Source organism: Paenibacillus sp. FSL H7-0942 (assembly GCF_045040715.1).
In the GTDB taxonomy this organism is placed as follows: Bacteria; Bacillota; Bacilli; order Paenibacillales; family Paenibacillaceae; genus Paenibacillus; species Paenibacillus amylolyticus.
This window is the reverse complement of sequence record NZ_CP150279.1, coordinates 2,266,797-2,292,735: the sequence shown is the minus strand read 5'-3', so window position 1 is coordinate 2,292,735 and position 25,939 is coordinate 2,266,797. Positions and strand designations below refer to the sequence as shown.

Genomic DNA, 25,939 nt, shown 5'->3' with positions numbered 1-25,939 from the left:
TAAGAAGTCCGTTAACCGGATAAATTCTTACAGTTTGTTTACGTTAGCTGCTTGAGGACCACGGTTTCCATCAGTGATTTCGAATTCTACCGCTTGACCTTCTTCCAATGTTTTGAAGCCATCTCCTTGGATTGCGGAGAAATGTACGAATACGTCCTCGCCGCCTTCAAGTGAAATAAAGCCATAGCCTTTTTCTGCGTTAAACCATTTAACTGTACCTTTCAAATGAAAAACCTCCTAAAAATATCGCCATCTATGGCGAATACCCTTATTATACTGTATGGGCTTCCATTTTGCAATTTATCTTTCCATAAATGTCGAAAAAATTTGCTTTGAATCGTAGGGTACGGTATCATTTTACCAAAACCGTTAGTTTGGAGACTACCTATGATAAAAAAACATGAAATATACAAAACAGACAAGTGGAATATGATGACCGTAGAAGTTCAAGGCAAATATCTCGTACTGCGAGAAATTTCGGAAGAGTGGGGCGAAGAATGCCATACTTTCCTTAGCCGTCCTGCATTAATGCACTGGGCTGAACGCCGTTTTCCAAAAGCAGATTTTGAGAACCGTGAGGATGAATGGCGTCAATTGATGGCTGCCTTCAAAGGGGTCTAACCCATGCAGCTTGACTCAAGCAATGTCGTCATCTTTATTATCCTTGCCTTCTCCCTTGGTATTGTGCTTATTCTGGGTCGCAATTCCATCCCGGATCGACTGAGACGGGGAATGGCGCTTATTGCTACCCTGCTCATTTGTTTCGCCTTTTTCCTGATCGTTTATTTTCTGTATAACATGGGAGCCTAATCACGGGGACCCAGATGCTCAAATATTTCAACGTGCCTAAGGTCATACTATACGAGATTATTCGTATCGTAAGGAGGAAGGCCGTTGAAATACCAGAAATCGCTATCTGTTATCCTGGTACTTAGTCTGATTCCTTCGTCTCTCTCCGCACAGGCAAGCGAGACGAAGGCAGCTTCGTCCATACATTCATCAGATCATCAAAGGAGGATTTCCATGAGTCAATTATTGAAACGTTCCGAGGTGCCGGCTGAACATAGCTGGAAACTGGAAGATTTATTTGCCGATCAGAAAGCCTGGGATCAAGAATATGAAGAAGTATCGTCTTTGACCAAGAAGGCCTCCGAATTCCAAGGCAAACTGAATCAACCCGATGTACTCAAATCTTGCTTCGAATTCGAAGATGAGATCAGCCTCAAAATAGAACGCCTCTTTGTGTACGCACGTATGCATCAAGATGAAGACACAGCAAATCCTACATATCAAAACCTGTCCCAAAAAGCCCAGAAATTAGGCGTACGGGTTGGTGAAGCACTTTCTTTTGTCACACCGGAGATTCTTTCCCTGCCCGATGATCAATTGGACGCATTTATTGCAAACGAAAAACTCTCTGCTTATACATTTACGCTGGAAGAGATGAAACGCGAAAAAGCCCACGTTCTTAGCCAAGCAGAAGAGGCTTTGCTTGCACAGGTAGGCAACCTTTCACAAGCACCACAGACAATCTTCAGCATGCTGAATAACGCCGATCTCAAGTTTCCAAGAATCAAGGATGAACATGGTAACGAAGTTGAACTGACACACGGCAGCTACATTCAGTTCCTGGAGAACCCTAACCGTGAAGTTCGCGAACGTGCCTTCAAAGCGGTATACGAAACCTATGCCAAACAGAAGAACACAATTGCGGCTGCCCTGAATGCAAATGTAACCAAAAATATGTTCTATGCTAATGTTCGGAAGTACCCTTCCGTGATGGAAATGTCCCTATATGGAGATAACATCCCAACGGATGTGTATACCAATCTGGTAGACACCATTCACGAGAGCCTTCCGTTATTGCATCGTTATATGGACCTGCGCAAAAAGTTGCTGGGTGTGGATCAATTGCACATGTACGATCTGTTCGCTCCACTCGTAGACGAATACAAAATGGATATTACCTATGAGGAAGCGAAACAAACGGTTAAAGACGGTCTGAAACCACTCGGCAAGGACTATGCTGACGCATTGCAGACTGGATATGATAACCGTTGGATCGATATATATGAGAATGAAAATAAACGTTCAGGCGCATATGCCTGGGGCGCTTACGGCACTCACCCGTATGTCTTGTTGAATCACAAAGATAACCTGAACAGCATGTTCACACTCGCACATGAAATGGGTCACGCTCTGCATTCACATTACTCGGATACAACACTTCCGTATCGTGATGCCCAGTACACCATCTTCCTGGCTGAGGTTGCATCCACAACCAACGAAGCGTTGCTGATGGATTATCTGCTTAACAAATCAACAGATCCAAAGGAAAAATTGTATCTGTTGACCTATTATGCCGACCAATTCCGTACAACGGTATTCCGTCAGACCATGTTTGCTGAATTCGAGAAAATCATTCATGAACGTGCGGAACAAGGTGACGCATTAACACCACAATTGTTATCCGAGATCTATTATGATCTGAACGTTAAATATCACGGAGAAGGCATGGCTGTTGACAAAGAAATTGAAATGGAATGGGCTCGTATTCCCCACTTCTATAACAGCTTTTACGTTTACAAATATGCTACAGGCTTCTCCGCAGCAACAAGCTTTTCCAAGCAAATCCTGGAAGAAGGCCAACCGGCTGTTGACCGTTATCTTGGCTTCCTGAAGAGTGGTGGCAGTGATTACTCCATCAACATTCTGAAAAAAGCAGGTGTGGATATGTCTACACCACAGCCAATTCGTGAAGCTATGAGTGTGTTCAAGGAATTGATTGAACAGATGGAGCAGCTAACCAAATAAGGTTGTCTTCCCATGTGACCTGCATCCCTTGCCCGTTTGGGCAGGGGATTTTATAATCATTGCAAGATGCAACATACCCGAATATGGGTAATGCATATCTAGTTCTCAATTGTTCAACAAGGAGGCAACACCATGAAAATGCAATGGGCACTCATAGCAGGTCTTGTTTTTGCACTGCTCACGGGAATCTTTGCGGTCATTAATGTGGATTCCGTACAAGTCAACCTGTTATTTAACACGGTACAAATCCCGCTGATCTTGCTGATTCTCGGCTGTACCCTGATCGGTGGAATTATTGTAGGGTCATATGGCATCTATCGCCAATACAGACTGCAACGTGAGAATAAACAATTGAAATTGCGTGTATCTGAATTGGAAAGCTCCGCGACAAGCAAATCTACGTTGGATTCTTTCAAATCGATGGATTCGCTTGACTCAAATGAATCCGACAGCCTATTGGAGAATGATTCGATCCAGAGTCAGCGCAAAGGAAACCCTACGGGAACACTGTAACCAATCAGAGACAGCCTGCTGGCGAGTCAGGAATGGTAGTATCACATTCTCTCCCCCAGACAGGCTGTATTTTGTTTCACACCATACCCATGATCCGAGGAGGAAATTACACAATGAGTTTTACAATTGATGAATCATACGTTCTGTCTTTCCTGAAAAAATTGCTGGACACACCAAGCCCAAGTGGTTACACACATCATATTATCGAGATGATCCGGAAGGAAGCAGCAGCACTGGGCATCGCCTGTGAGCTGAATAACAAGGGCGGTGCGGTGCTTACATTGCCCGGACAGGACTCTTCCAAGACAATTGCTTTAAGCGCTCACGTGGATACGCTAGGGGCCATGGTACGCTCGGTTACATCCTATGGCACATTGAAGCTTACCTCTGTCGGTGGCTTTTCGATGCAAAGTATTGAAAACGAATATTGCAGCATCCATACTCGGGATGGAAAGACATACACAGGCACCATTCTCTCCCTTCATCCATCTGTCCACGTTTATCCGGATGCACGTACCTTTGAACGGTCCGAGAGCCATATGGAAGTTCGAATCGATGAAGTTGTCTCCTCCAAGGAAGATGTGTTGAAACTCGGGATCTCTGTCGGCGACTTTATCTCCTTTGATGCTCGCGCAGTCATCACGCCGAGTGGTTATATCAAATCACGTCATCTGGACGACAAAGCCAGCGTAGCTGCCCTCTTTGGCATCCTTGAGTCTGCACATCGTGAAGGTTGGCAACCATTACATAACGTCTCTCTGCTTATCTCGAACTATGAAGAAGTTGGACATGGCGCATCGTATATCCCTGCGGAAATCAGTGAAATGATCGCTGTAGACATGGGAGCCATGGGCGATGACCTGAGCTGTAAAGAAACCGACGTTTCCATATGTGCCAAAGATTCTTCTGGCCCGTATGACTACGATATGACCAGTCGTCTCATTGAACTGGCCAAACAGGATGGGATGGATTACGTCATAGACATTTATCCCCACTATGGCTCAGATGGCAGTGCAGCATTACGCGGAGGAAACAATATCCGAGCAGCACTGATCGGTCCGGGGGTTCACGCATCTCATTCCATGGAGCGTACGCATAAGGATGCTGTACTGAATACGGCACGATTGCTCGCAGCCTACATTACAACCAAGTAAAACAGAATCATTTTTCTACGAAATCATCATGGTGACATTCATATGTCTTGTCTAATCAAAAAGGCCCCTTCCAAGCACAACAATTCAGTGTGCTTGGAAGGGGCCTTTGTTGTCATATCTTTTAATCTGCCTGTTCGACATATGCATGATACTTACGATCCAATATCTCTAACTCTGCCTTATGGTCACGCATTTCATTTCTTAACACATGCATGGTTTTCCGAACCGCGCTCAGTCCATCCTTCACCTGACGTTCGGCTTTACGAATTTTGTCTTGAACCATCCAGTCCACGAAGAGGTTATCGAAGAAATAGTCTGCGAATGAAAGCAGACCCCCCAGATGCAGATCCGCATGTACTGCCATCTCTACATCCTCCAGTTCCTTCTGAAAACGTCGTAGACGCTTACCTGCATCCATGATGGCGACCTGAGCGTCATCCATTCGTCCTCGCTTGATATGTGTGGAGATGACCCCACCACCCATCATGTCATATACACCCCAATTACCTGCCGAAGCCAAAGCCTTCTCGGCACGTTCAAGGGCATAGAGCAGGTATTCCCCCTCCCGGAAAGCTTCATCCAGTTCCTGAAGCTCACTCGCCAGATGTTCCCGATTCTCAGCCATCTGTTGCAATTCCGCATCCTGGTCCAGCAGTCGACCTTCCTTCTTCCCCCACAGCGCGTTGTAATCGCTCTGCCAGTACTGATACTGCCGCCCGCCCTCTAACTCCTGCTCCACATGAATTCGTTGCTCCTGTACGTCTTGTAACATGCGACAAGCGGTGTCGTATGCAGCCTTGCTCTCCATGAGTTCCAGCTCTTCCTTCTCCAGACGCTCTGTCTTCTTGCCAATCAGTTGATAGAAAAATGCCGACAATGTCATACTGTTCAGTCGATCAACGTCCTTCTGCTCCTTCTGGAGATGCTCCAGACGACGTTTTACCTTAGCTTCCCATTCGCTTTCCTCCGTTTGAAGCTTCTCCAGACGTTTGGTCCATTTCTCGTAAATTCTCCCCTTTTCCTTGAGCGCTGCCAACTGTTGATTAATTTCCTTATACATAAGTGTGGTGTTCTCTCCCTTCTATGGAATTCTTTACTTATACAACGTAATGAACATACAGAACGTTTCACATAAAACCGCAAATTCGCAGACAAAAAAATCGCCCTCTCTACCTATGCGACATAATGTCACGAAGGAAAAAAGGGCGATGGTTAGTTATAAATCAAGACTTGCTCTGTTCAATCTGCTCTGCAAGTTCATTCAGAACGGTCCAGCGTTCCATCAATTCATCCAGATGACGTTCAGCCCCAACCTGCTCCGCCATCAACTCCTGCAGACGGGCAGAATCACTAAACGACTCTTCCATCTCTTTGTTAATCCGGACAAGATTGGCTTCAGCCTTCTCAATATTTTCATCAATCTGGTCGTATTCACGTTGCTCTTTGAAGCTGAATTTCAACTTCGGTTTAGCCGCTGACACAGCAGGAGTCGTTTTCTCCGATGACTGCTTCACCTTCGCCGCTCCTGTGTCACTCTCTTGAGTAACTCCGGGTGCATTTTTCAGCATCCATTCCGCATATTCACTGTAGTCGCCGACGTGTACACGTACAGCACCGTTGCCCTCAAAAGACAATACTTTATCCACAGTACGATCAAGGAAATAGCGATCATGGGATACGACAAAGACAACACCGGGGAAATCATCCAGGTAGTCTTCCAGTACAGCGAGTGTCTGGATGTCCAGATCATTCGTCGGCTCATCCAGCAGCAATACATTCGGCGCAGCCATCAGCACACGCAGCAGATACAGACGACGCTTCTCTCCACCAGAAAGACGGGAGATTGGCGTCCACTGGGATGCCGGAGTAAACAGGAACCGCTCCAGCATCTGGGATGCTGTAATCAGAGAGCCATCAGCTGTTTTCACATTCTCGGCCACTTCCTTGATGTACTCAATCACACGAAGAGATTCGTCCATCTCCTGATGTTCCTGTGTGAAATAACCCAGATTGACCGTAGGACCAACGTCAACCACACCTGCATCAGGTTCCAGCTTGCCAGATATCATCTGAAGCAACGTGGACTTACCACTACCGTTCGGTCCGACAATCCCTACCCGATCTCCAGGTACGGCAATATAACTCAGATCTTCGATCAGCGTGCGGCCACCCACGGATTTGGAAAGATGCTCGATCTCCAGAATCTTTTTACCCAAACGAGTGGAGCCAACGGATACTTCCAATGAACCCGAGCGCTGGACTCCTTGTTGGTCTTTGAGTTGTTCGAAGCGATCAATTCTCGCTTTTTGTTTCGTCGTCCGAGCCTTGGCACCACGACGAATCCATGCAAGCTCCGTCCGAAGCAAGTTCTTACGCTTCTGTTCCGAAGAAGCTTCCCGTTCTTCGCGCTCCGCCTTAAGTTCCAGGAAACGTGTATAGTTCGCTTCGTATCGGAACAAACGTCCATGATCCAATTCCAGCATGACATTCGCCACACGATCCAGGAAATACCGATCATGCGTAATCATAAGCAGTGCGCCGCGGCGCTTCTGCAAGTACTGCTCCAACCAAACGACCGAATCATTATCAATATGGTTCGTCGGCTCATCCAGAATGAGCAGTTCACAAGGGTGAATCAGCGCAGCAGCGAGTGCTACCCTTTTGCGTTGTCCACCAGACAATGTGCCCATCAGTGCATCGAATTGACGAATACCCAATTTGGACAAAATGCTCTTCGCTTCGCTCTCCATCTGCCAGAGCTGAAGCTGCTCCATTTGCTGATTCAAACGTAATAACCGCTCTTGCAACGCTGGATCGGACGAATTCAGTTCCAATAATTCCATCGTTTCCGTATATTCACGCACGGTTTTCATTTCCATGCTGTCACCTTCGAATACTTGTTGCAGTACCGTATTATCCGGATTGAAGTCCGGATTCTGTGCCAGGAACTGAATACGTACGTCATTACCGATCGAGATCTGTCCCGCATCTGCGGGTTCCATACCAGAAATCACACGCAAAAACGTGGATTTACCGGTTCCATTTACCCCAACGACACCAATCTTGTCCTGATCAGCCATACCAAATGAAGCATCCTTGAACAATATTTTTTCGCCATAACTTTTTGCAATTTGCTCTACCGTCATTATGTTCATTGCTCGTACCCACTTCTCTGTGAATTAAAATTCAATATTACGTACATCCGCGCACTTACTTTAAACTTGTAAAAAAGAACGGCATCCGTCCAGAAACAATGCTGCTGCAAAAGCAATTCGTTTGTTCAGATGTTCCTCATTAAACTCCGGATTCAACATGATATCCATCTTCAGCCGGTCCAGAATTCCAATATAGGCTTCAGCGAGCAATACAGGCTCAGGTACACTTGCACTTTCCAATACCTCACACACCATACTCATGTATTGATTCATGAATGCCTTCATGAATTTCATCAGATCCGGATCATTATTGGGTGCCATAAAAAAGAGCTTGGTATGATTGCGACGCTCATAATAATACGTAAGGTGGGTCTTGGCTATTGCTCCAAGTTTATCACCTGTGTTCTCATACGAGTTCAAAGCATATTCAAGACGGCTGATAAAACTGTTACAATCCCGCTTGGATACTGCGATAAATAATTGTTCCTTGCTTTTGAAATATAAATAAATGGTGCCTTTTGCGATGCCGGCTTCGTCTGCAATATCAGACATTTTGGTCTCATAAAAACCTTTCGAGCCAAAAATACCATAGGCCGCATCCAAAATAGCCTCCGATTTGTCTCCCTGTACAGTGCTCAAAATGTACTCCCCCCTACAACGCCAAAATGTTACCTAAACCAATCGCCACACATCCGCCGATCACCGAGCTAAGCACGTTCACCAGGTCGTTACTCATCCATGCCCAGCCACGAGCCCGAACCGTTGGATGCCCGCAATGTTCATGTACCTCAACTTCACGGCCACACACAGTACAACGATACATCATCTGCACCGTTGCGCCCAGATAGGAATCGGCAAAAGCCCCTGCCAACCCGCCTGCAAGACCGACAAAAGTCCAGCTAAACAGACTAAGCCCTTCTATCCCGGCGATCCAGGAAAACAAGAATGCTCCCGCACCAATCAGACCCCCGCCTACGGCTGCAGCCACGGTGCCAAGAAGTGAGACACCTCCTGAAGCACCTGGCGTAAGTACCTTCCACGTGAGAACAGAGCGCGGCGGCTTGCGACTGAGACTCCCAATTTCGGTTGCCCATGTATCCGATGTAACGGTAGCCATTACACCAATGAAAGCATACAACCATGCCGGATGTGGAAATATCCAGTATCCCAGACATAGGAACATACCCATTCCACCATTAGCCATCACTTGTCCGGCATCCCGATTTCCTGACTTGGCATAGGATTTCTCCAGCTCCTGCTTCCGATCTTTACGAAACCTGGAGAGCAACGTTGAAGTAATGAAAAACAACAATAACGTGCCAAACCAGAACAGGTTACCCGCTCCGTAATATATCGTTCCCATCATGATGGCTGCCAGGCAGCCAGACAAGGTTAGCGACTTTTTCGCATAGGCAGCACCTGCCACCATAGAAGCGCATACGGCGCCAATAATCCAATCCATAATGTCTCCTGCATGCAGCGTATGTACAGCCCGCATGACGTTTATTGTATTTTTGAAATTCAATTATACCACGGTTTGATCCCAATGCCGAAACTCCTTACGCCAGCACACAAAAAACCTGTTTTGGCCTCGTGTAGAAGTGCCAAAACAGGTTTTTGATCAAACGTTAAAACAAGATACCCTCCCTCTTCAAGTAACGTCTGGAATTCGGTGTTCCCAGGTTCTGTTTCAGACCCGCTTCGCTCCTCCAATAACCCCATATCGGTAGAGTACTCTGCGACCAAACCAGTTGAACAATCGATCCGTCAGGAATCCCATAAAACCCAGGGAAATCAGCCCGACAAAGATCCAATCTGTTCGGAAAAAGAGTCTGGAATTCCAGATTAAGTAACCCACTCCCTCATTCGAGGCAATCATCTCAGCACCGATTATGGCCATATACGAGGTTCCCATCGCCAGTCGCACACCCGTGAAGATATACGGGGTTGTCGCCGGAACAATCACATGCAGCAGAATCTGCCGTTCATTGGCTCCCATACTGCGGGCCGACCGGATTTTGTCCTCTTCGACGGAGAGTACACCTGTCAGTGTATTCAATACAACAATGAAGAAGGTTGCGTACATAATAAGCGCGATCTTGGATTGTTCTCCAATACCGAACCACACCAGAAATAAGGTAATAAAGGCGATCGGCGGGATAAAACGTATAAAGTTAAGGAACGGTTCCGCGAACAGCCGGATGAGATGAACTTTACCAATAATCAGCCCTACCGGAATAGCAATGATGCTTCCGAGTACCCAGCCTGCCAGTACACGTGTGAAGCTGATTCCGATATACTCCATTAGCGTACCGTCAGCAATCAGTTCGCGTGCTCCCAGGATCGTGTGCCACGGACCAGGGATTACGTCAGGCCCATAGATAAGGGCACCAAGCTGCCAGATTAAGATGACCGTTACCCATAGAAGCGGGATAGACACCCATTTTTTCTCCAACCATTTCATCTTGTATATCACCTCAATTATTCTTCAAAGTGGCCTTGAATTCGGTCATACAAAGTGTTGAACTCAGACGAGGCGATGTTCCTCGGGTAAGGTAACGTGTTGTGGTAAATATCCGTTATATTCGAAGACGGACCTACAGACATAATGCCTATGCGCTTACCAAGCAATAACGCCTCCTGAATATCGTGAGTGACAAAGATAACGGTTTTATGGGTTTCTTTCCAAATATTCACCAGTTCTTTCTGCATGGTCCGCCGCGTCATTGCGTCCAGCGCACCAAATGGCTCATCCATCAGCAAGATCGCCGAGTCATTCGCAAGTACCCGGGCCAATTGAACCCGCTGCTTCATGCCACCCGAGAGTTCTTTCGGAAATTTCCCCTCATGAGCACTCAGTCCCACAAGCTGGATGTATCGATCAGAGATCTCACGTCGTTTTGTCTTAGGCACCTTGGACATTCGAAGTCCGAATTCAACATTTTCCCTCACAGTTAACCATGGAAAGAGAGACGAATCCGCCTGCTGGAATACCATTGCCCGATCCCTGCCCGGTCTGTCGATCTCCTTGTTGTCTACCTTGAGCTGTCCACCCGACTTGGAGATAAAACCAGCGATCATGTTCAGCAGCGTTGACTTCCCACACCCACTGGGACCAAGCAGGACAAAGAACTCTCCTCCCTTGATAACCAGATCGACATCCTTAATGATATAATGCACATCCCCATTGGTCGGGGCATGATACGTTTTCCGAAGCTGTTCAATATGAATGGTATGCTGAGTTGCAGGTAAGGACATAACGGACACCTCCCATTTCAATAAGAATTATTTACTAAATGTCACTTTTTCCGGCAGAGCCTGCTGGAGAGAAGTCAGATCGAGTTTGGTGTCGAGATCAAAATCCTGTTCGATGATTCCGGTGTCCACCATATATTGCTTCTGACCTGCCAAACTATCATAAGTAGCCTGCGTAAATCCAACTTCCCATGGATTGATCGGGAGGTCTTTCAACGTGGCATCTTTAGGCTGTTTGGTCTCTTGATACATCAGATCGGCAACCTCTTCAGGATGCGCTTGAGCATACGTGGATGCTTCATCCAGCGCCGCAAGGAAGTCACTTATCTTTTCAGGGTTTGCCTGGATGAATTCATTACTCGATACCAGTCCCATACCAAGGCGTATAGGGGTCTGAGACATATCCGTCAGCTGATGTACTCCTTCGAGTGCATCGAATTTATCGGTTAACGCGGAACCTATAACCCAAGCGGCATCAAGGTCTCCCTGTTTCAGTGCGATGTAGGCTTCATCAAAAGCCCCCTGACCAATTTGCGTCACATCACTCAGCGCCACCCCCTGATCTTTCAAATATTCATCCCATAGATACGGAATAAATGTGCCTCGAATGAAACTCACTTTCTTGCCCTTCAAATCCGCTCCACTCTGAATATCCTCCCTTGCATACAGCTTCCAGGCGGCTGCCGCTTCATCCGTAGTCTGGCCTGCAGAAGCGACGACTGAATATTCCCCTTTAGACAAAGCATTTAATACAGGGAAGTCCGCCCCGTAAGCAATATCTACCTGTTTGATAAATAGTGCATTTACACCTTCAGCCGGTGAGCCAAACGTAATACTCTCTGCATCAATGCCCCTGTTTTCAAAAAAACCTTTGGCAATGGCTACCCTGAACGTTGGGTTCGTACTTGTATCTGCGATTCGAATTTTTACATTATCGGTATTCTTGCCGGTAGCGTCTTTTGCTCCAGATCCTGCTGCGTTTGAACTGCATCCGGATAATAGGAGTGCCGTAGCCAGGAATAATATCAATATGCCGGTTACTATGGATGGTTTTCTCACAATATACACCCCATTCGATCTAGTCATGATTCTTGACGCTTAACCGCCTGACTTGCCTTCATCCGACGTTGCCACACAGGCTGCACCCTCCACAAATGGAAGAGTTGTCTCTACGCTCACGATGGATGCAGAACCTTTGGGTGCTGCTCCCGGCATCCTGTAGGTGGAGACATCAATGGCTTCGATGGCAACTTCCTGCGGCTTCTCCAACTGTGGAACCCACTGATAAGGAACTCGATATGAGCGATAGACCATATTGGTATTCCGCCCATCCGTGTACGGGGAGACATACTCCCAGACCAGTTCATGCTCCACTGTCACTTCGAACAATCTGCCATTGGAACCCTCGGTTATTAGGGTGTTGCCGTTAGGTAAACGCTGGGCGGAACTGATGTATGGGCTATAAAATTTATAAGAATCCGTCGGAACCGAGAAACCTGCTTCTGCCGATGCATACTGCCAGACAATCTCCAGGGTGACCGGGTTAATCTCCAGTACACGGGAGTGATCCCGAATCGCATGTTTCAATCCAAATGGAGAAGCCGGATTTGGAAGGCCGTAACCTGCCCAGCCGCCATTGTCGAATACGAGCAAGTTGCCTTCACCCGGTAGACCTTGGGGAATGATATGTGCATGATGCTGCCCGATAATTGTACCGATGTGTTTCACTTCAGGTGAAGTATAGTCTGGCCCTAATCTCCACACGATCTTTCCACTCTGTCTGTCTGTAATGGCAATAATGTTGGCCTCTCTGGCATCCCAGATAATATTGTCGGGGTGGAACCGTTCGTCTCCTTCTTCATAGAAACGGTTGGGTCCGACATAAGAAGCAGAATTAATATGTAACCAGTCACCAACGCCACCACCCAGATGACCGAAAGAACGTGTATTCGGATCACGGAACAGGACATTTCGAGCAGCTTCATCAAAACCTAATTCTTCAAAATGTTCGTTAGGCAGCCACTCCCAGAGTACCTTCCCTTCCCAATCCACTTCGATAATGGCATCATCAAGCAATGGCTTATCTGAAATTTGCGGGTTACTCACATTTTTGTGTGCCAGAATAAGGGTTTTACCATTCTTCGTCTTTGGCGCAAGGCCAGGTGCATAATAACCTACCGGATTCCCCTCACGCTGATAATCATGATGCTGGCGGGCATACCATAGTGGCTCATACCCCGGATCTTCGATGTGTTCGTAGCTATTGTATTTCCATACAATGTTGCCGTCCCAATCCACTTGGACCAGATCGACATTGTCCTGAATACCGAACTTCGGATCTCTCCGACCCGTGCTGCCCAGCACGTAGCCGCCAGGTAATATTTTGGCCGGAAAACCTAACAATCCTTTCCACAGGTGAACCTCCTTGCCATTCATATCGATCAATACTACGCCTTCTTCACCTGCCTGATAAACGGTATAACCGCCCCAAGCCTTATCCGGATTGTATAACGTCGCTCCAGTTGGATATATTGTTGAGTGTCCCATTGCTCATCTCTCCCTAGAATGTTTGTGGTATATCAAATGTCGTTACATTGACCCAACCTCAATAACTGAGATAGTTCCTCTTCCCGGCATTGTCCCGCTGCTTCTGCTCAAGGTCACTTGTGGAGGACCGATTATGTTCTTGTATCCCGTTGCTCTCCGCCAATTCCAGCACCGTGTCCGAGAATCCCTCCAGATTCGCTACTACCCGCTCGTAGAATTGACTTTGCTGCTCCAGTTCCTCACTCGTAAAACCCTCAAACAGAAGCGTGATACATCGGGCACCGATGTTGCTGTTTCTCGCATACATCTCCCGCCCGCTGGATGTGATGTCCAGTAAAACCGTCCGGCGATCGTCTTCCTTTCGTCTGCGGATGGTGAGTCCCTTTTTCTCCAACTTATCGGTTAGAGCAGTAATGGCACCGGATGTAAAGTCCAACTGTTCTGCCAGATCTCCAAGCCGCTGTTCTCCCTCACGAATGATTTTGTGCAGGATAAGCATGCCTGGCAGGCTGATACCTTCTACAGAGATGCGATCCCGCTCTTTGACAAATCGTCTGACCATTTTGCGAAATAACCAATCCGTCCGCTCCAACGCTTCCCAGTCTCTATCGCTCATTTCATAACCTCCTTGATCGTTTGAAGCTTCAATAAAGATACAAAAAAAGGCCCCCGAGGACATTCCTTAGAGGAGTAGTCCTGGGAGCCTTTGGTGGTCCAATCAGCTCAATGCAGTTTTCAGTTCAAATTAGTTCACTGTTCATTTAATGAGTATTAAAATAATTGAGATTATCATATAACCAACTAACCCAACCTGTCAAGTGAGAATTAAAATATAGATCTACTTTTACAGTCATTACCCGCCGGTTTGAAATTACTTATCCTGTTTTAAGTTTCACTTCAGGTTTCCCGTTTACACTATTCTCAGATCGAAACATCTACAACTACATCAACGACAAGCTACGATTCAGTTCGTACTCAACTACAGAAATGAGGATTATCCATATGAATATGAAAAGAGTCATTATTATAGGCACAATGATTGTCACCATGTCCTTTGCCGGAACAGCATGGGGCCAATCCGCCATCTCTCCCATACCTACTGCTAAATGGTCCATCGTTGACTTGGACACTCGTGAGGGAAGCAGTGATGAGCTGCTCGACGCTCTGAATCAGGCTTCAGAAGCGGATCTGTACCAGGAACTGTACAACGGCAAGTCACTGAGGACGATTACGGAAGAAAACAACGGAAATTTGGATGAGGTCATTGCTATACAAGTAAGGCAGCTCAAGGAACAGTTGGATGAACGGCTCGCAAGTGGAAGTATCAGCTCGGAGCAACATGCTGCACAACAAGCTGAACTGGAAGAGTTGGTCACGCGGAGTGCAAACACAGCATACAGCTTGGCCTAGATTAGTAGCGTATCCGTACGATGAAGATATAAACATATATCCACGATAACACAGCAAAAAGGAGCGTATTCACGCCCCTTTCTTGTACCCTACTCACCTCAAGCAGGTATGATGTGTAATCCTTATTGTGCTGCCCCAATCGTGCAGGCACCCAAGGATTCGCCGTCCCATGCCAGTTCGAGCACATCTCCTGCTTGTGTTGGTCCAACACCTTCCGGTGTTCCTGTAAAAATGACATCGCCCGGCCCCAGGCCGTAATGGTGACCTACATAATCCACAATATCTTGTAAACTGAAGATCATGTTACGAATATTACCACGCTGGACTTCCTCACCATTTTTGGTCAATGTAAAATCTTTCTCCAGTAAAGCTGCCGCACCCGGGAATGCCTGAAATGCAGTAACCGGAGCGGAATTTCTGAACCCTTTGGCCGCTGTCCACGGGTGGCCTTTTTTCTTAATCACGGTCTGTACGTCACGTAACGTAAAATCAATACCAAATGCATACGCCTCCACCAGCTCATCTACCGCCATACCTGGCTCATAACTCCGGCCGATTTGCACGACCAATTCAGCTTCATAGTGAACTTCACCCTTGGTAGCAGGCAATCCAAGGGTTTCACCATTCAAGGGCACGACTGCATGGGAAGGTTTCATAAAGATCATTGGCTCATCCGGAACCGCGTTACCCAATTCTTCCGCATGAAGTTTATAATTGCGTCCTACACAGTATACATTGCGAATGTTAGTCAACATGGGTATATTACCACCTTTATCGGATTCATTAGTGCATATAGTAAAGTTAAGGTCTGAAAAATCGGCTGCTCGTCTCCTGAAATGCCAGCTCCCATACGTCAGGACGGTTCGTACATAACATGAGTTCTGGATCAACCGCCGCCAGTTTCTTCATAATGGTCTTGTCATCCACTGTCCAAGCCATCACCCGAATGCCTGCACTCCGCATCTCGTTCATTAAGAATTTGTCTACATTGGTGTATCCAATCGAGAGGAATGTACAATTCATCTGCCGCAGGGCGGTTAACAGATCGCCTGGTCGTGCATCGATAATCAGCCCTGTCTGGATCTCCGGTGCAAGTTTCTTCACTTCGATCAGAGCGGCTGGTTCAAATGAGGTGATCACAACATCATTTTGCATATGTCTTTTTCTCACTTCATGTATAACAGCCGCAGGCAGACCCGGGTACATGTCTCCCTGCGTTTTCAGTTCAATGTTCAAACGTACTCTGCCGCACGAGCGATCTAACAATTCACTCAGCGCCGGAATCCGTTCGCCTTTGTAAGACTTGTTTTTCCATGCTCCGGCATCCAGACGTTGCAGATCAGCCCAATCAGTTTCCCGAACCAGACCCTTGCCATTTGTCGTGCGATCCACTGTAAAATCATGAATGACCACTGGTACACCATCACGCGACAACTGCACATCCAGCTCCATCCACTGAACTTCAGGCCGCTCCATGGCCATCAGGAATGCAGCCATCGTATTCTCTGGTGCAATAGAAGAAAATCCACGGTGTGCTACACAAAGGTTGTTCATTCGATTCCCTCCTCAAAAAGGTTTTTAATTAGGCGAAGCGACTCCATTCCCATCATATCGAATACCCGGGGAGAGCTTTGCCATCTGTTCCAACAGCAGTTTGTTCGCCTCATCAATCATTGGAATGGCCTGACCTAGCCCGGCCTCATAAGGGATAACTTTCATGCTGCAAGCTGCATCTTGACTACAGCGAGCCTGAAATACCGCCGTTTTCCAAGTCTCTTCGGTTGTTGATCTGGAGAAAATGAAATTTCCCGTACTGTATGCAATCCACTTCCCCTTATAGTACTCCAACCCTTGCAACACATGAGGATGACCACCTATGACCAGATCAGCGCCAGCATCTACAAACTCATGAGCCAATCGGGTCTGGTCACTATTCGGAGTACTTACACGTTCTTCTCCCCAATGTGCAACCACGATCACCAGATCAGCCTTCTTACGGGCCTCCTGGATCGCTTTGACTGCTCCTGTAGAATCATAGGCTTCAGCCACGCCAGCCCGATTGCCTTCCGCCTTCCAACTCGTTTCCGGTACAACTCGGGAGAACCCAAGCAATGCAATCTTCATGCCTTTGCGTTCCAGATATGCTGGTGCATAGGCCTCATCCCTGTTCATACCTGCCCCGGTGTGAGCTATGCCATATTCCTTGAGATAAGTTAACGTATCCACCAAGCCCTCTACGCCCTGATCCAAAATATGATTGTTAGCCAAATTGACAGCATCAAAACCCGCAGAGGCCATTGCCGCCAATGCTTTGGGCGAAGATTTGTACACATAGGTTTTGTCAGCTGCACTGGTACCACCATGAGTTATTGGTGTCTCCAGGTTACCGATGGTAAGATCATCATCCTTGAATAATCTGCCGAGTTTGGCAAAGGGATAATCATAACCGTTCTTATCCAGCAGTTCAGCAACTTTGCCCGAAAATTGAATATCACCAACAAAGTTAATCGTGACATCCTTCGCTGAATTGGAAGGTTTCGACGTCCCTGATTCCTGATCCACACCTGCATTTCCCTTGGTGCCGGACGGTGTCGAATCTGCCGTAGGTTTTTTCGTTCCGGATTCTGCTTTCTCACTATTGGTATTGCCTGAAGTGTCAGGTGTCGCTACTCCAGATGTCTTATCTGCATCCGCTGTTGTCTCTTCATCCGTAGCTTCGGGTTCTTCTTCCGAAGTCTCATCGGATTCTGAGTCTGGAGAAGTTACTTGATCGCCGCCTTTGGCATCGTCTCCAATGGAAGGCTGATCCTGATCGACGATTTCTTGTTTCACCGGCTGGTCTGCCTGTTGCTGACGTGTATTAATGACATAAAAAATGCCCACCAAACCAATTGCAATGATCAATACAATATTAACTGTCCAGATGATTGTGATTGTATTGCGGGTGCGTTTACTACCTTTTTTCTTCTTTACACTTCGCTCTGATCTTGGGGGATACATAAGCAACTCCTCTTCTTCTTCACAGCCATACATACCATTATATCAGGCATATTCTGGATTTCCATCATTCCTTGGAACTGTATCGATTGAAAGGGTATGAACTCAGTTAGCTTCCAGATCTTCACATAAAAAAAGCCATCTCTCCAGTAGATAATTCTACGTTTGAGACAGCTCTCTTGCTGTACTTAATCTGCTGCAAGCTCTTGTGTAGCCTGAACAGACATTTCCTTCGCTTGTCTGATGCAATCAGGCAAACCTACGCCCTCATAACCTGCACCTGCAATGTACACACCCGGTAATTTGCTGCCAAGCTCCTCACGGAGGGCGGCAATATGTTGGAGGTGTCCCACCGGATACTGTGGCATGGATTTACGTAGCCTTGTAATCTCGGAGAAGATCGGCACTGCTTCAATACCCATCGTCTCTCTCAGATCCTTGAGAACGAGATTCGTCAGCGCTTCATCCGGAAGCTCTACGTTCTGTTCGTCACCGGAGCGACCAACATAACAGCGAAGCAGCACCTTATCATCCGGGCTCGTATGCAGCCATTTCGTCGATGTCCAAGTGCAAGCCGTAATATTACGGCCCTCTTTCCGCGGAACAAGGAAACCCGATCCATCGAATACATGCTCGACCTCTTTTTTCTCAAAAGCAAGCACCACATTGGCTACAGATACATAGTTAATCGCATCCAGTGCCGCCGTGTCCACGTGAGGTTTCAGCAGCTCCGACGCGACATACGTTGGCACAGTAACCACTACATCATCGGCTTCAAGCATTTCGCCATTACCAAGTTCAACACGGTATCTGGTCTGCGCTCCATCAAGACGTTGCAGCGACTTCACCGCAGTGTTCAGACGTTGGTCCACATCCTGCAACTCATGGACGAGTGCATGAACAAGGCTCTGAAGTCCCTGGCGAAAGTTCAAAAAAGCGCTCCGTTTTGTTCCGGTATGCGTCTCAGCCGGTTTCCGGCCAGTCATCATGCCCCGAATCAAGCTGCCGTAATCGCGCTCTACTTCTCCGAACTGCGGGAAGGTAGCCTGGAGGCTCAATCGCCGCATATCACCTGCATAGATTCCCGCGAGCAGTGGTTCCGTCAAGTTCTCCAGCACTTCTGCTCCAAGACGGCGTTCAATCATATAACCGAGCGATTCATCTTCTGTTGTACGACGCGGCGGGATGACAAAATCCATCAACGCCCGCAGTTTGCCTGCCGGAGAGACCAGACCACTTCTCAAGAATGGTCTTAGTTCTGTCGGAATACCGAGAACAAGTCCTGCTGGCATAGGATGAAGCTTGCCACGCTGCATGATATACGTTTTCTTCGACTCCGGATTCTGACTTACCAATTCATGATCAATCTCCAATTCTTTGGCAAGATCAATCATTGCTGTTTTGCGAGCCAGGAAAGAATCGGGCCCTTTTTCAATCACAAATCCATCCCGGTGCAGTGTCTCAATCATGCCTCCCATGGACGAGCTTTTCTCGACCAAAGTAATCACAGGTTCAACTCCTGCTTCCCGGTAATGCTTGCGGATATAAAATGCCGCGCTGAGGCCGGTAAGGCCACCGCCGACAACAACAACACGGCGTTTCTTATCACCCATTACTCATCCGACCCTTGCTGCCATTGGCTTATAATAACGTCGCTTAACGTCTCCATGTATAGAGGATCGCTATTGAGAGAATCAATACGCATCAGGCGCATGTCGATCTCTTTGGCAATCGATTTGGCCTCAATATCAAGATCATAGAGCACTTCGAGATGATCCGAGACAAACCCGATTGGTGCAACAAGCACATCCTCTACCTGTTCACGCGAAAGCTCCTGTAACGTATCCAGAATATCCGGTCCAAGCCAAGGCTCAGCTGTTCGTCCGGCACTTTGCCACGTAAATTGCCAATTGGTTATGCCTACACGTGAGGCAATCACTTCCGAAGTCTCCAGCAATTGTTGCGGGTATGGATCACCCATCTCCACAATACGCGCCGGCAGACTGTGCGCACTAAACAACACCTTCACATCTCCGCGTTTTGCTCCAGCTTCTTCGAACGCATCCAACTTGGCACTGACACGTGTGGACAACGCCTGAATTAACTTTGGATGCAGATGATAACTCTCAATAAAGGACATATGAACGCCCAGCTCTTCTGCTTTTTCACGCGCACGTTTGATATAACTGCCTACACTCATCGTGGAAAAATGAGGAGCCAGTACAATACCAATCGCTGTCTGAATTCCATCCTTCGCCATCTGCTCCACGCCATCCTCAATAAACGGATAGGCATGCTTCAGTCCTTGATAACAACGGAATTCCACATCAGTGCCACGCTCATCGCGGTTTAATGTCTCTTGAAGGGCCTTGACCTGATTGTCTGTGTTCTCCCGAAGTGGGAAAACACCGCCAACAATGGCTTCATAACGATCCGTCAGTTCTTTCAATTGCTCTGGTTCAGGCGGACGTCCTCTGCGGATATGTGTGTAATACGCTTCAACACTCTCCATATTTTCCGGTGTGCCATACGACATCACCAGTACACCTACAGTATTAGTCATTGGTTACCGTCACCCCAGTCTTCATTGCTTCGGCAGAATATTCATGAATATACGCCGTTAGTTCTCTGAGCTTTTCTAGCGATGCTTCAGGAAATAATCCGTGTCCGAGGTTGAATATATAACCCGGCTCCTTGATTCCTTCGTCAATAATCACTTTGGCTTGCTCTTTAATCAGTTCCATCGGGGCAGTCAGCAAATATGGGTCCAGGTTACCCTGTACTGCAAATTTGCCGCCAAGACGTTGACGCCCTTCCGAAATGGATACTCTCCAGTCCAGTCCAATCACATCGGCTTGCAAATTATGCAGTGCTGGCAACAACTCACCGGATGCAACACCAGGGAAATAAATCTTCGGTACATTCAAATCCGATAATTCGGTAAAGATACGGGTAATCGTAGGCAACACATATGTTCTGAAGTCTTTGGGAGAAAGTGCTCCAACCCAGCTGTCAAACAACTGGAATGCCTTACCGCCATTCGCAATATGCGCACGGACATATGTAATAACCATATCACCAAGCTTCTGCATCAGCTTGTGCCACACCTCAGGCTCGCTGTACATCATCGTTTTGGTGCGGATATACCCTTTCGAAGGTCGTCCTTCAATCAGATAACTCGCAATCGTGAATGGTGCGCCCGCAAACGTAATAAGAGGCACATCAAGCTCCTTATCCAGAATTCGAATGGTTTCCAGAATATGTGACAGATCTCCTTCTACGTCGATGGGACGCAGCCGATCCACATCTGCAGCGGACCGAATAGGATTATCGATAACTGGACCAATATTTTTTACAATGTCAAAATCAATGCCCAGAGAGGCAACCGGATTCATAATATCGGAATACAAAATAGCCGCATCTACACCAAGTTTGCGTACCGGCATGAGTGTAACTTCAGCCGCCAGCTCGGGTTGTTTGCAGATTTCTAGCAAGGAGTACTTTTCTTTAATTTTGCGATATTCAGGATCGTAACGTCCAGCTTGACGCATGTACCATACCGGGACACGGTCTACCTGTTGTTTAAAACTTGCCCGAATCAGTCGATCATTATAGCTCATGTAAGAAGCCTCCAATAGTTTTTGGACTCATAATTACCATTATGCCCTTTTTAAACAGCCGTAACAACCACATGCAGATGCGTTCTACGTGACAATACTATGACATTCCTTACACCCATCCCTCATATGCCAATTATGTTATAATGAAAGAATGGTGTTTTTTTGAGAATTACAGAAATATCTTTGAAAGGAAGTGAAAGCACTTTGAAAACGTGGAAAGTAAACCTCATTGTGCTTTGGTTCGGACAATTTTTGGTCAATTCGGGCATGACCATGATTACCCCATTTTTGTCTCTTTATCTCGCAAGAGATCTGGGTGTTGTTGGCGAACATGAAATTGGCATTTGGGCGGGCTTTATTTTTGCAGCCAATTTCCTCACCTCATTTTTGTTCCAACCGCTCTGGGGCAAGTTATCGGACAAGTATGGCCGTAAAGTTATGCTGCTGCGGTCGGGATTCGGGATGGCCATCGTAATTGCCCTTATGGGTCTGGCACAGAATCCTTGGCAGCTTCTCTTATTGCGTTTGCTTAACGGTACCATCTCCGGTTTCAATCCTGCAGCTGTTGCACTGATATCGGGTACCACACCGAAAGACCGCATGGGTTTTGCCATGGGAATCAGTCAGTCCGGGCAGGTTGCCGGCACCATCCTGGGTCCACTCATTGGTGGCTTGTTAGCGGATGCGGTAGGCTTCCGCCCCATTTTCTACATTACAGGTGGACTGATCTTTGTTGCTTCCATGCTCGCCATGTTCCTGGTGAGAGAGAAGTTTGACCGTCAAGAAGCAGCCAAACTGCCGGCACAATCCGTATTGTCCGGTCTGAAGGAATTGAACAAGTCACCTCAACTGCCCGCACTGTTTGCTGTGACGTTTCTGTTGCAGTTTGCGATGATTAGCCCCATGTCACTCTTGCCGCTGTATGTGCAAAAATTGCATGCTTCGGATGTAAATGTGGCCTTCTGGGCAGGACTTGTCGGTGCAGTTACGGGACTATCCAATATGGCGATGTCTCCGATTCTCGGGAAACTGAGTGACCGGATTGGTCCTCACAAGGTGCTGACGTTCTCTCTCATAGGAACAGGACTCATGCTTATTCCGCAGGCATTTGTTCAGACCGTGTGGCAGCTCATTCTTGTTCGTTTCATGATGGGTGTGTTCATGGGTGGCTTGCTTCCGAGCGTTAATGCCTTGATCCGTTCCTATACATCCGATAGCATGATCAGCCGTGCATTCAGTTTTAATACGAGTACTCTGGCGCTGGGCAACATGCTTGGAGCGATCATTGGAGGATTTATGGCAGGATTCATCGGGATTGAAGGTCTGTTTATCGTCTCTGGCGGACTGCTGCTTCTTAATATGGTTTGGGTCCGATTCAAATTGTATAACAAACCTGCTTCTATTCGGGAATCCTGATTCCCTATTCATTTCTTAAATAGTCCATCTTAATTTTTCATTTGAAAAAGCCGCTTCCAGCGCCTAATTGGCCTGAGAGCGGCTTTTGTCATTCATGCGCCATTCATCATTTATTTATTAGATTGAATTCTATCGGATAATGTTTCACACCAAATACAAAAGCACTTTGTATCGGTTGCAGAGCCGTTCCAGACACAAGTTGAATGTTTCCCATGTGCTGAAGCAATGTATGAAGAACTACCCTTGCCTCCAATCGAGCGAGTGGTGCACCCAAACAAAAATGAATGCCAAAACCAAAGCCCATATGCCTGTTAGGCTTGCGATCAGAGATGAAGTCTTCCGGGTTTTCAAATTGGGCACTGTCCCGATTGGCTGCTCCAACCCAGGAAATCACCTGCTCTCCAGCTTGAATCGTCTGACCATTCAACTCTACAGTTTCCTTGGCGACCCGCCCAATCGCCACAATTGGCGGATAATATCTCAACGTCTCTTCAATCGCAGAAGTAATCCGCTCAGGATGTTCGCGCAACTCCTGTTGTAGCTCGGGTTGTTCAGACAGAATACGAACCGCATTGGTAATCAGGTTGGTTGTTGTTTCATTACCGGCAGCAAGTAAGAGAATACAGAAGCCTACCACTTCATCTGAAGTCAATTGCTGACCATCAATCTCCGCAGCAAGCAGTAATGAGATCAGATCATCTTTTGGCTGCAACCGACGTTCTTCCATAATGCCAGTGAAATAGATATGCAACTCCTGCATATTTCTTTTTTTCTCCTCCAATAACTCCTGGAAGGCCTGCTCACTATCATCACGCGCGCCTTTCACCAATACATCAGACCAGTCTTTGAACTTTTGACGATCCGTCGCAGGGACTCCGATCAATTCCGCAATGACAATGACGGGCAATGGTGTTGCAAGGTCATCGATAAGTTCCATATGTCCTTCTGACAGGTGTGGAGCAATTAACTCATCTGTGATTTCCTGAATACGCGGAGCCAATGCTTCAATTGCCTTGGGTGTAAACGCCTGGTTCACCAGATCACGCAGCTGTTTGTGTTTGGGAGGGTCTGTCGTCAACATGCTCGTATTGGCACGATCACGTGCAGAAGAGAATAGTTTCGGATTTTTCAGAACATACTTCACATCTTCATAACCAAAAACATCCCAACATTCTCGATGCTCATCATAGCGGACTGGAGTGTTATCACGAAGTTCTGCATACACCTTGAAGGGAGATAACCTCTCTTCCAAAGTCTCCAGTTCCCGAATCGGAATGTAATTTGCATACTTTCTCGGTGCCTGTTTCATCGTTTCTCCTCCAATCAATATTATATATTTATTTACATATGGTGATCACCCCTATTATAAACATAACTCTATTACGAAACCACTCTTTAGACCGTAATTGATCCCCATTACCTAATATGCGTTACTATCATCCTCTCATTCTGTTACCTACTTCTGATATGAGTCCCAATTCGACATTCTTTTATTGAAATTCTTCATTTTATCAGGACAAAAGACTCATTATGTAATGTTAACTAACATTAAAAGGGTTTATTTTCCTTCAAAATTACTAAAACCAGCTCTTATATATCTCTAGCAAAATGAATATTCTTTCGTAATTCCTCATAAATAATCACTTTACTCTCATTATCTACGAATGTAACCGATTACTCTACCATTATCTACGTTTGTCATATTAATTAACATGAAATACAATAAATTTGAAATGGTATACATATTCTTCTTAACAAACTTAACATCACACTTACTTGAAGGAGAGTGCTATTCATGAGTAAAACATCCAATCTTCGTCCCTGGGCCGTATGGAGTACCGCAGCTTTAACAGCATTGACCATCTCGTTGTCCCCCATTGGAACCTACGCCGCGCACGCAGCTACGGTAGAGGTGAAAGGCACAACAGGTGCTGTTCAGACAGCAACTACTACTCCGGCTCGCAATACTTCCATTCCTGCAATACCAGACTCTTCCAAACAATCTGCACTTCCTAATGTATTGGTGATTGGAACTGGCGGAACGATTGCCGGTCAATCCGAGGATGCCACCAGCTTCCAGAATTACAAGGCAGGTACACTTCCCATTGGAGAGATGGTAGACGCCTTACCGGATAAACAGAAGATTGCCGATGTTAGCACACTCCAATTCGGAAACTCAGGTTCAGGTTCCTATAGCATGACCGACCTCTATGACTTGTCGCAGACGGTAGACAAAGCTCTAGCAACGTATGACAGTGTTGTCGTTACCACGGGTACAGATACAATGGAAGAAATCGCTTATTTCCTCGATATGACTGTTCAGAGTGACAAACCTGTCGTGATCACAGGCTCCATGCGTCCATGGACCGTCATCGGTTCTGACGCTCAAGCCAATCTGTACAACGCCATCAAACTTGCAGGCAGTGGTCGTACCACTTCATTTGGCACAGTACTCATGTTGAATGATACAATCCAGCTTGCTCGTGGTGTAACCAAGACAAATGATTATCGGACAGATACGTTTGAAACGCCGATGCTCGGCGCTGTAGGATATATTGATGAAGAAAATATCCGAATCTACCGTGCTCCTGCACGTGCCTTGAAACCTGAAGGCACAGCAAAGCCCGTATTTGATCTAAGTAAAATCACAAAGGCAGATCTGGCCAAAGTAGAAATTGCGATCTCGTATCAAAAAGCTGGCGGCGGAGCCATTGAAGGATTCGTGAGCAGCGGTGCCAAAGGAATTGTGACTTCCGGTACCGGAGCTGGCGGTATCTCCAGAGCTATGGGACAAGCTCGTACCAAAGCCATTGAAGAAGGTGTCATCTTTGTGACCACCACTCGGACGGGTTCAGGAAGTGTGTACGGTGGCGGCAAAGGTATCATTGCAGGCGACAACCTGAGTCCACAACAAGCTCGTGTATTATTGATGCTGGGCTTGTCCTTCAGTGATGATTTTGACACCATCAAAAAATGGTTTGAAACGTACGGAACACCTGAAGTATAAATCGAACTACAACAACGATATCTGTAAATACAAAGAAAGAGACGATACTCC

General features: G+C 46.8%; 25 protein-coding genes. 8 read left to right on the top strand and 17 right to left on the bottom strand.

Annotated elements, in window-relative coordinates:
• Nucleotides 1-27 precede the first annotated feature (27 nt).
• Nucleotides 28-225 (bottom strand): cold shock domain-containing protein, encoded by a 198-nt coding sequence (locus MHI48_RS10400; protein ID WP_076326948.1) that lies wholly within the window; start codon nucleotides 223-225, stop codon nucleotides 28-30.
• Between the two features lie 162 nt (nucleotides 226-387).
• Here MHI48_RS10400 and MHI48_RS10395 point away from each other — a divergent pair, with 162 nt between their 5' ends.
• The 5 genes from MHI48_RS10395 (at nucleotide 388) to MHI48_RS10375 (ending at nucleotide 4,481) form a co-directional block, all read left to right on the top strand.
• Nucleotides 388-621, top strand: a complete 234-nt coding sequence (locus MHI48_RS10395) for a hypothetical protein (protein ID WP_017689395.1) — start codon at nucleotides 388-390, stop codon at nucleotides 619-621.
• A 3-nt stretch (nucleotides 622-624) separates the two neighbouring features.
• On the top strand, nucleotides 625-810 hold the full coding sequence (locus tag MHI48_RS10390) for a hypothetical protein (RefSeq protein ID WP_036609669.1): 186 nt from the start codon (nucleotides 625-627) through the stop codon (nucleotides 808-810).
• Nucleotides 811-1,023: 213 nt separating this feature from the next.
• Nucleotides 1,024-2,814: an oligoendopeptidase F gene (pepF, locus tag MHI48_RS10385; RefSeq protein ID WP_036609671.1), complete on the top strand. Its 1,791-nt coding sequence runs from the start codon at nucleotides 1,024-1,026 to the stop codon at nucleotides 2,812-2,814.
• Between the two features lie 132 nt (nucleotides 2,815-2,946).
• Complete coding sequence (locus tag MHI48_RS10380; protein ID WP_047842377.1) at nucleotides 2,947-3,327, top strand: lipopolysaccharide assembly LapA domain-containing protein; 381 nt, start codon at nucleotides 2,947-2,949, stop codon at nucleotides 3,325-3,327.
• Between the two features lie 113 nt (nucleotides 3,328-3,440).
• Nucleotides 3,441-4,481 carry a M42 family metallopeptidase gene (locus MHI48_RS10375; protein WP_076326949.1) on the top strand — a complete coding sequence of 347 codons (1,041 nt, stop codon included), beginning with the start codon at nucleotides 3,441-3,443 and terminating at the stop codon, nucleotides 4,479-4,481.
• 121 nt (nucleotides 4,482-4,602) lie between these two features.
• Here MHI48_RS10375 and MHI48_RS10370 read toward each other — a convergent pair whose 3' ends face one another.
• From MHI48_RS10370 to MHI48_RS10330, 9 genes are all read right to left on the bottom strand, one after another.
• Nucleotides 4,603-5,541, bottom strand: coding sequence for a hypothetical protein (locus MHI48_RS10370; protein WP_036670128.1), 939 nt, complete (start codon nucleotides 5,539-5,541; stop codon nucleotides 4,603-4,605).
• A 163-nt stretch (nucleotides 5,542-5,704) separates the two neighbouring features.
• On the bottom strand, nucleotides 5,705-7,636 hold the full coding sequence (locus MHI48_RS10365) for an ABC-F family ATP-binding cassette domain-containing protein (protein WP_076326950.1): 1,932 nt from the start codon (nucleotides 7,634-7,636) through the stop codon (nucleotides 5,705-5,707).
• 60 nt (nucleotides 7,637-7,696) lie between these two features.
• On the bottom strand, nucleotides 7,697-8,275 hold the full coding sequence (locus MHI48_RS10360; protein WP_036609680.1) for a TetR/AcrR family transcriptional regulator: 579 nt from the start codon (nucleotides 8,273-8,275) through the stop codon (nucleotides 7,697-7,699).
• A 13-nt stretch (nucleotides 8,276-8,288) separates the two neighbouring features.
• Nucleotides 8,289-9,098, bottom strand: coding sequence for a DUF92 domain-containing protein (locus MHI48_RS10355; RefSeq protein WP_405143889.1), 810 nt, complete (start codon nucleotides 9,096-9,098; stop codon nucleotides 8,289-8,291).
• 228 nt (nucleotides 9,099-9,326) lie between these two features.
• On the bottom strand, nucleotides 9,327-10,100 hold the full coding sequence (locus tag MHI48_RS10350) for an ABC transporter permease (RefSeq protein ID WP_074094444.1): 774 nt from the start codon (nucleotides 10,098-10,100) through the stop codon (nucleotides 9,327-9,329).
• A 17-nt stretch (nucleotides 10,101-10,117) separates the two neighbouring features.
• The gene (locus MHI48_RS10345) at nucleotides 10,118-10,894 is read right to left on the bottom strand and encodes an ABC transporter ATP-binding protein (protein WP_076326952.1); all 777 of its coding nucleotides are present in this window, start codon (nucleotides 10,892-10,894) and stop codon (nucleotides 10,118-10,120) included.
• Nucleotides 10,895-10,921: 27 nt separating this feature from the next.
• Nucleotides 10,922-11,977, bottom strand: coding sequence for an ABC transporter substrate-binding protein (locus tag MHI48_RS10340; RefSeq protein ID WP_076326953.1), 1,056 nt, complete (start codon nucleotides 11,975-11,977; stop codon nucleotides 10,922-10,924).
• A 12-nt stretch (nucleotides 11,978-11,989) separates the two neighbouring features.
• Nucleotides 11,990-13,438 (bottom strand): aryl-sulfate sulfotransferase, encoded by a 1,449-nt coding sequence (locus MHI48_RS10335; RefSeq protein ID WP_405143886.1) that lies wholly within the window; start codon nucleotides 13,436-13,438, stop codon nucleotides 11,990-11,992.
• Between the two features lie 58 nt (nucleotides 13,439-13,496).
• On the bottom strand, nucleotides 13,497-14,054 hold the full coding sequence (locus MHI48_RS10330; RefSeq protein WP_036670114.1) for a MarR family winged helix-turn-helix transcriptional regulator: 558 nt from the start codon (nucleotides 14,052-14,054) through the stop codon (nucleotides 13,497-13,499).
• 386 nt (nucleotides 14,055-14,440) lie between these two features.
• Here MHI48_RS10330 and MHI48_RS10325 point away from each other — a divergent pair, with 386 nt between their 5' ends.
• Nucleotides 14,441-14,848: a hypothetical protein gene (locus MHI48_RS10325; protein ID WP_076326955.1), complete on the top strand. Its 408-nt coding sequence runs from the start codon at nucleotides 14,441-14,443 to the stop codon at nucleotides 14,846-14,848.
• 122 nt (nucleotides 14,849-14,970) lie between these two features.
• Here MHI48_RS10325 and MHI48_RS10320 read toward each other — a convergent pair whose 3' ends face one another.
• The 6 genes from MHI48_RS10320 to hemE form a co-directional block, all read right to left on the bottom strand.
• On the bottom strand, nucleotides 14,971-15,603 hold the full coding sequence (locus MHI48_RS10320; protein WP_076326956.1) for a fumarylacetoacetate hydrolase family protein: 633 nt from the start codon (nucleotides 15,601-15,603) through the stop codon (nucleotides 14,971-14,973).
• A 46-nt stretch (nucleotides 15,604-15,649) separates the two neighbouring features.
• Nucleotides 15,650-16,402 (bottom strand): glycerophosphodiester phosphodiesterase, encoded by a 753-nt coding sequence (locus tag MHI48_RS10315; RefSeq protein ID WP_405143883.1) that lies wholly within the window; start codon nucleotides 16,400-16,402, stop codon nucleotides 15,650-15,652.
• Between the two features lie 24 nt (nucleotides 16,403-16,426).
• Nucleotides 16,427-17,848 (bottom strand): CapA family protein, encoded by a 1,422-nt coding sequence (locus MHI48_RS10310; RefSeq protein ID WP_405143881.1) that lies wholly within the window; start codon nucleotides 17,846-17,848, stop codon nucleotides 16,427-16,429.
• A 185-nt stretch (nucleotides 17,849-18,033) separates the two neighbouring features.
• Complete coding sequence (gene hemY, locus MHI48_RS10305) at nucleotides 18,034-19,458, bottom strand: protoporphyrinogen oxidase (RefSeq protein ID WP_047842365.1); 1,425 nt, start codon at nucleotides 19,456-19,458, stop codon at nucleotides 18,034-18,036.
• Nucleotides 19,458-20,408, bottom strand: a complete 951-nt coding sequence (gene hemH / locus MHI48_RS10300) for a ferrochelatase (protein WP_036609705.1) — start codon at nucleotides 20,406-20,408, stop codon at nucleotides 19,458-19,460. Before hemH ends, hemY begins: the two co-directional genes overlap by 1 nt.
• Nucleotides 20,401-21,465 (bottom strand): uroporphyrinogen decarboxylase, encoded by a 1,065-nt coding sequence (gene hemE, locus MHI48_RS10295; protein ID WP_074094433.1) that lies wholly within the window; start codon nucleotides 21,463-21,465, stop codon nucleotides 20,401-20,403. Before hemE ends, hemH begins: the two co-directional genes overlap by 8 nt.
• A gap of 204 nt (nucleotides 21,466-21,669) precedes the next feature.
• Between hemE and MHI48_RS10290 the strand changes: the two genes are divergently transcribed.
• The gene (locus MHI48_RS10290; RefSeq protein ID WP_036670103.1) at nucleotides 21,670-22,881 is read left to right on the top strand and encodes an MFS transporter; all 1,212 of its coding nucleotides are present in this window, start codon (nucleotides 21,670-21,672) and stop codon (nucleotides 22,879-22,881) included.
• 106 nt (nucleotides 22,882-22,987) lie between these two features.
• Here the strand turns inward: MHI48_RS10290 and MHI48_RS10285 are convergent, their stop codons facing one another.
• The gene (locus MHI48_RS10285) at nucleotides 22,988-24,190 is read right to left on the bottom strand and encodes a cytochrome P450 (RefSeq protein ID WP_076249917.1); all 1,203 of its coding nucleotides are present in this window, start codon (nucleotides 24,188-24,190) and stop codon (nucleotides 22,988-22,990) included.
• A 486-nt stretch (nucleotides 24,191-24,676) separates the two neighbouring features.
• On the opposite strand from MHI48_RS10285, the gene MHI48_RS10280 reads away from it, so the two are divergent.
• Nucleotides 24,677-25,888, top strand: a complete 1,212-nt coding sequence (locus tag MHI48_RS10280; RefSeq protein WP_405143877.1) for an asparaginase — start codon at nucleotides 24,677-24,679, stop codon at nucleotides 25,886-25,888.
• Nucleotides 25,889-25,939 lie beyond the last annotated feature (51 nt).

Bases quoted from the DNA above. Each gene is read 5' to 3' on its own strand.
- MHI48_RS10395 (WP_017689395.1), top strand. From the start codon at position 388: ATGATAAAAAAACATGAAATATACAAAACAGACAAGTGGAATATGATG.
- MHI48_RS10390 (WP_036609669.1), top strand. From the start codon at position 625: ATGCAGCTTGACTCAAGCAATGTCGTCATCTTTATTATCCTTGCCTTC.
- pepF (WP_036609671.1), top strand. From the start codon at position 1,024: ATGAGTCAATTATTGAAACGTTCCGAGGTGCCGGCTGAACATAGCTGG.
- MHI48_RS10380 (WP_047842377.1), top strand. From the start codon at position 2,947: ATGAAAATGCAATGGGCACTCATAGCAGGTCTTGTTTTTGCACTGCTC.
- MHI48_RS10375 (WP_076326949.1), top strand. From the start codon at position 3,441: ATGAGTTTTACAATTGATGAATCATACGTTCTGTCTTTCCTGAAAAAA.
- MHI48_RS10370 (WP_036670128.1), bottom strand. From the start codon at position 5,541: ATGTATAAGGAAATTAATCAACAGTTGGCAGCGCTCAAGGAAAAGGGG.
- MHI48_RS10365 (WP_076326950.1), bottom strand. From the start codon at position 7,636: ATGAACATAATGACGGTAGAGCAAATTGCAAAAAGTTATGGCGAAAAA.
- MHI48_RS10355 (WP_405143889.1), bottom strand. From the start codon at position 9,098: ATGGATTGGATTATTGGCGCCGTATGCGCTTCTATGGTGGCAGGTGCT.
- MHI48_RS10350 (WP_074094444.1), bottom strand. From the start codon at position 10,100: ATGAAATGGTTGGAGAAAAAATGGGTGTCTATCCCGCTTCTATGGGTA.
- MHI48_RS10345 (WP_076326952.1), bottom strand. From the start codon at position 10,894: ATGTCCTTACCTGCAACTCAGCATACCATTCATATTGAACAGCTTCGG.
- MHI48_RS10340 (WP_076326953.1), bottom strand. From the start codon at position 11,977: ATGACTAGATCGAATGGGGTGTATATTGTGAGAAAACCATCCATAGTA.
- MHI48_RS10335 (WP_405143886.1), bottom strand. From the start codon at position 13,438: ATGGGACACTCAACAATATATCCAACTGGAGCGACGTTATACAATCCG.
- MHI48_RS10330 (WP_036670114.1), bottom strand. From the start codon at position 14,054: ATGAGCGATAGAGACTGGGAAGCGTTGGAGCGGACGGATTGGTTATTT.
- MHI48_RS10325 (WP_076326955.1), top strand. From the start codon at position 14,441: ATGAATATGAAAAGAGTCATTATTATAGGCACAATGATTGTCACCATG.
- MHI48_RS10320 (WP_076326956.1), bottom strand. From the start codon at position 15,603: ATGTTGACTAACATTCGCAATGTATACTGTGTAGGACGCAATTATAAA.
- MHI48_RS10315 (WP_405143883.1), bottom strand. From the start codon at position 16,402: ATGAACAACCTTTGTGTAGCACACCGTGGATTTTCTTCTATTGCACCA.
- MHI48_RS10310 (WP_405143881.1), bottom strand. From the start codon at position 17,848: ATGTATCCCCCAAGATCAGAGCGAAGTGTAAAGAAGAAAAAAGGTAGT.
- hemY (WP_047842365.1), bottom strand. From the start codon at position 19,458: ATGGGTGATAAGAAACGCCGTGTTGTTGTTGTCGGCGGTGGCCTTACC.
- hemH (WP_036609705.1), bottom strand. From the start codon at position 20,408: ATGACTAATACTGTAGGTGTACTGGTGATGTCGTATGGCACACCGGAA.
- hemE (WP_074094433.1), bottom strand. From the start codon at position 21,465: ATGAGCTATAATGATCGACTGATTCGGGCAAGTTTTAAACAACAGGTA.
- MHI48_RS10285 (WP_076249917.1), bottom strand. From the start codon at position 24,190: ATGAAACAGGCACCGAGAAAGTATGCAAATTACATTCCGATTCGGGAA.
- MHI48_RS10280 (WP_405143877.1), top strand. From the start codon at position 24,677: ATGAGTAAAACATCCAATCTTCGTCCCTGGGCCGTATGGAGTACCGCA.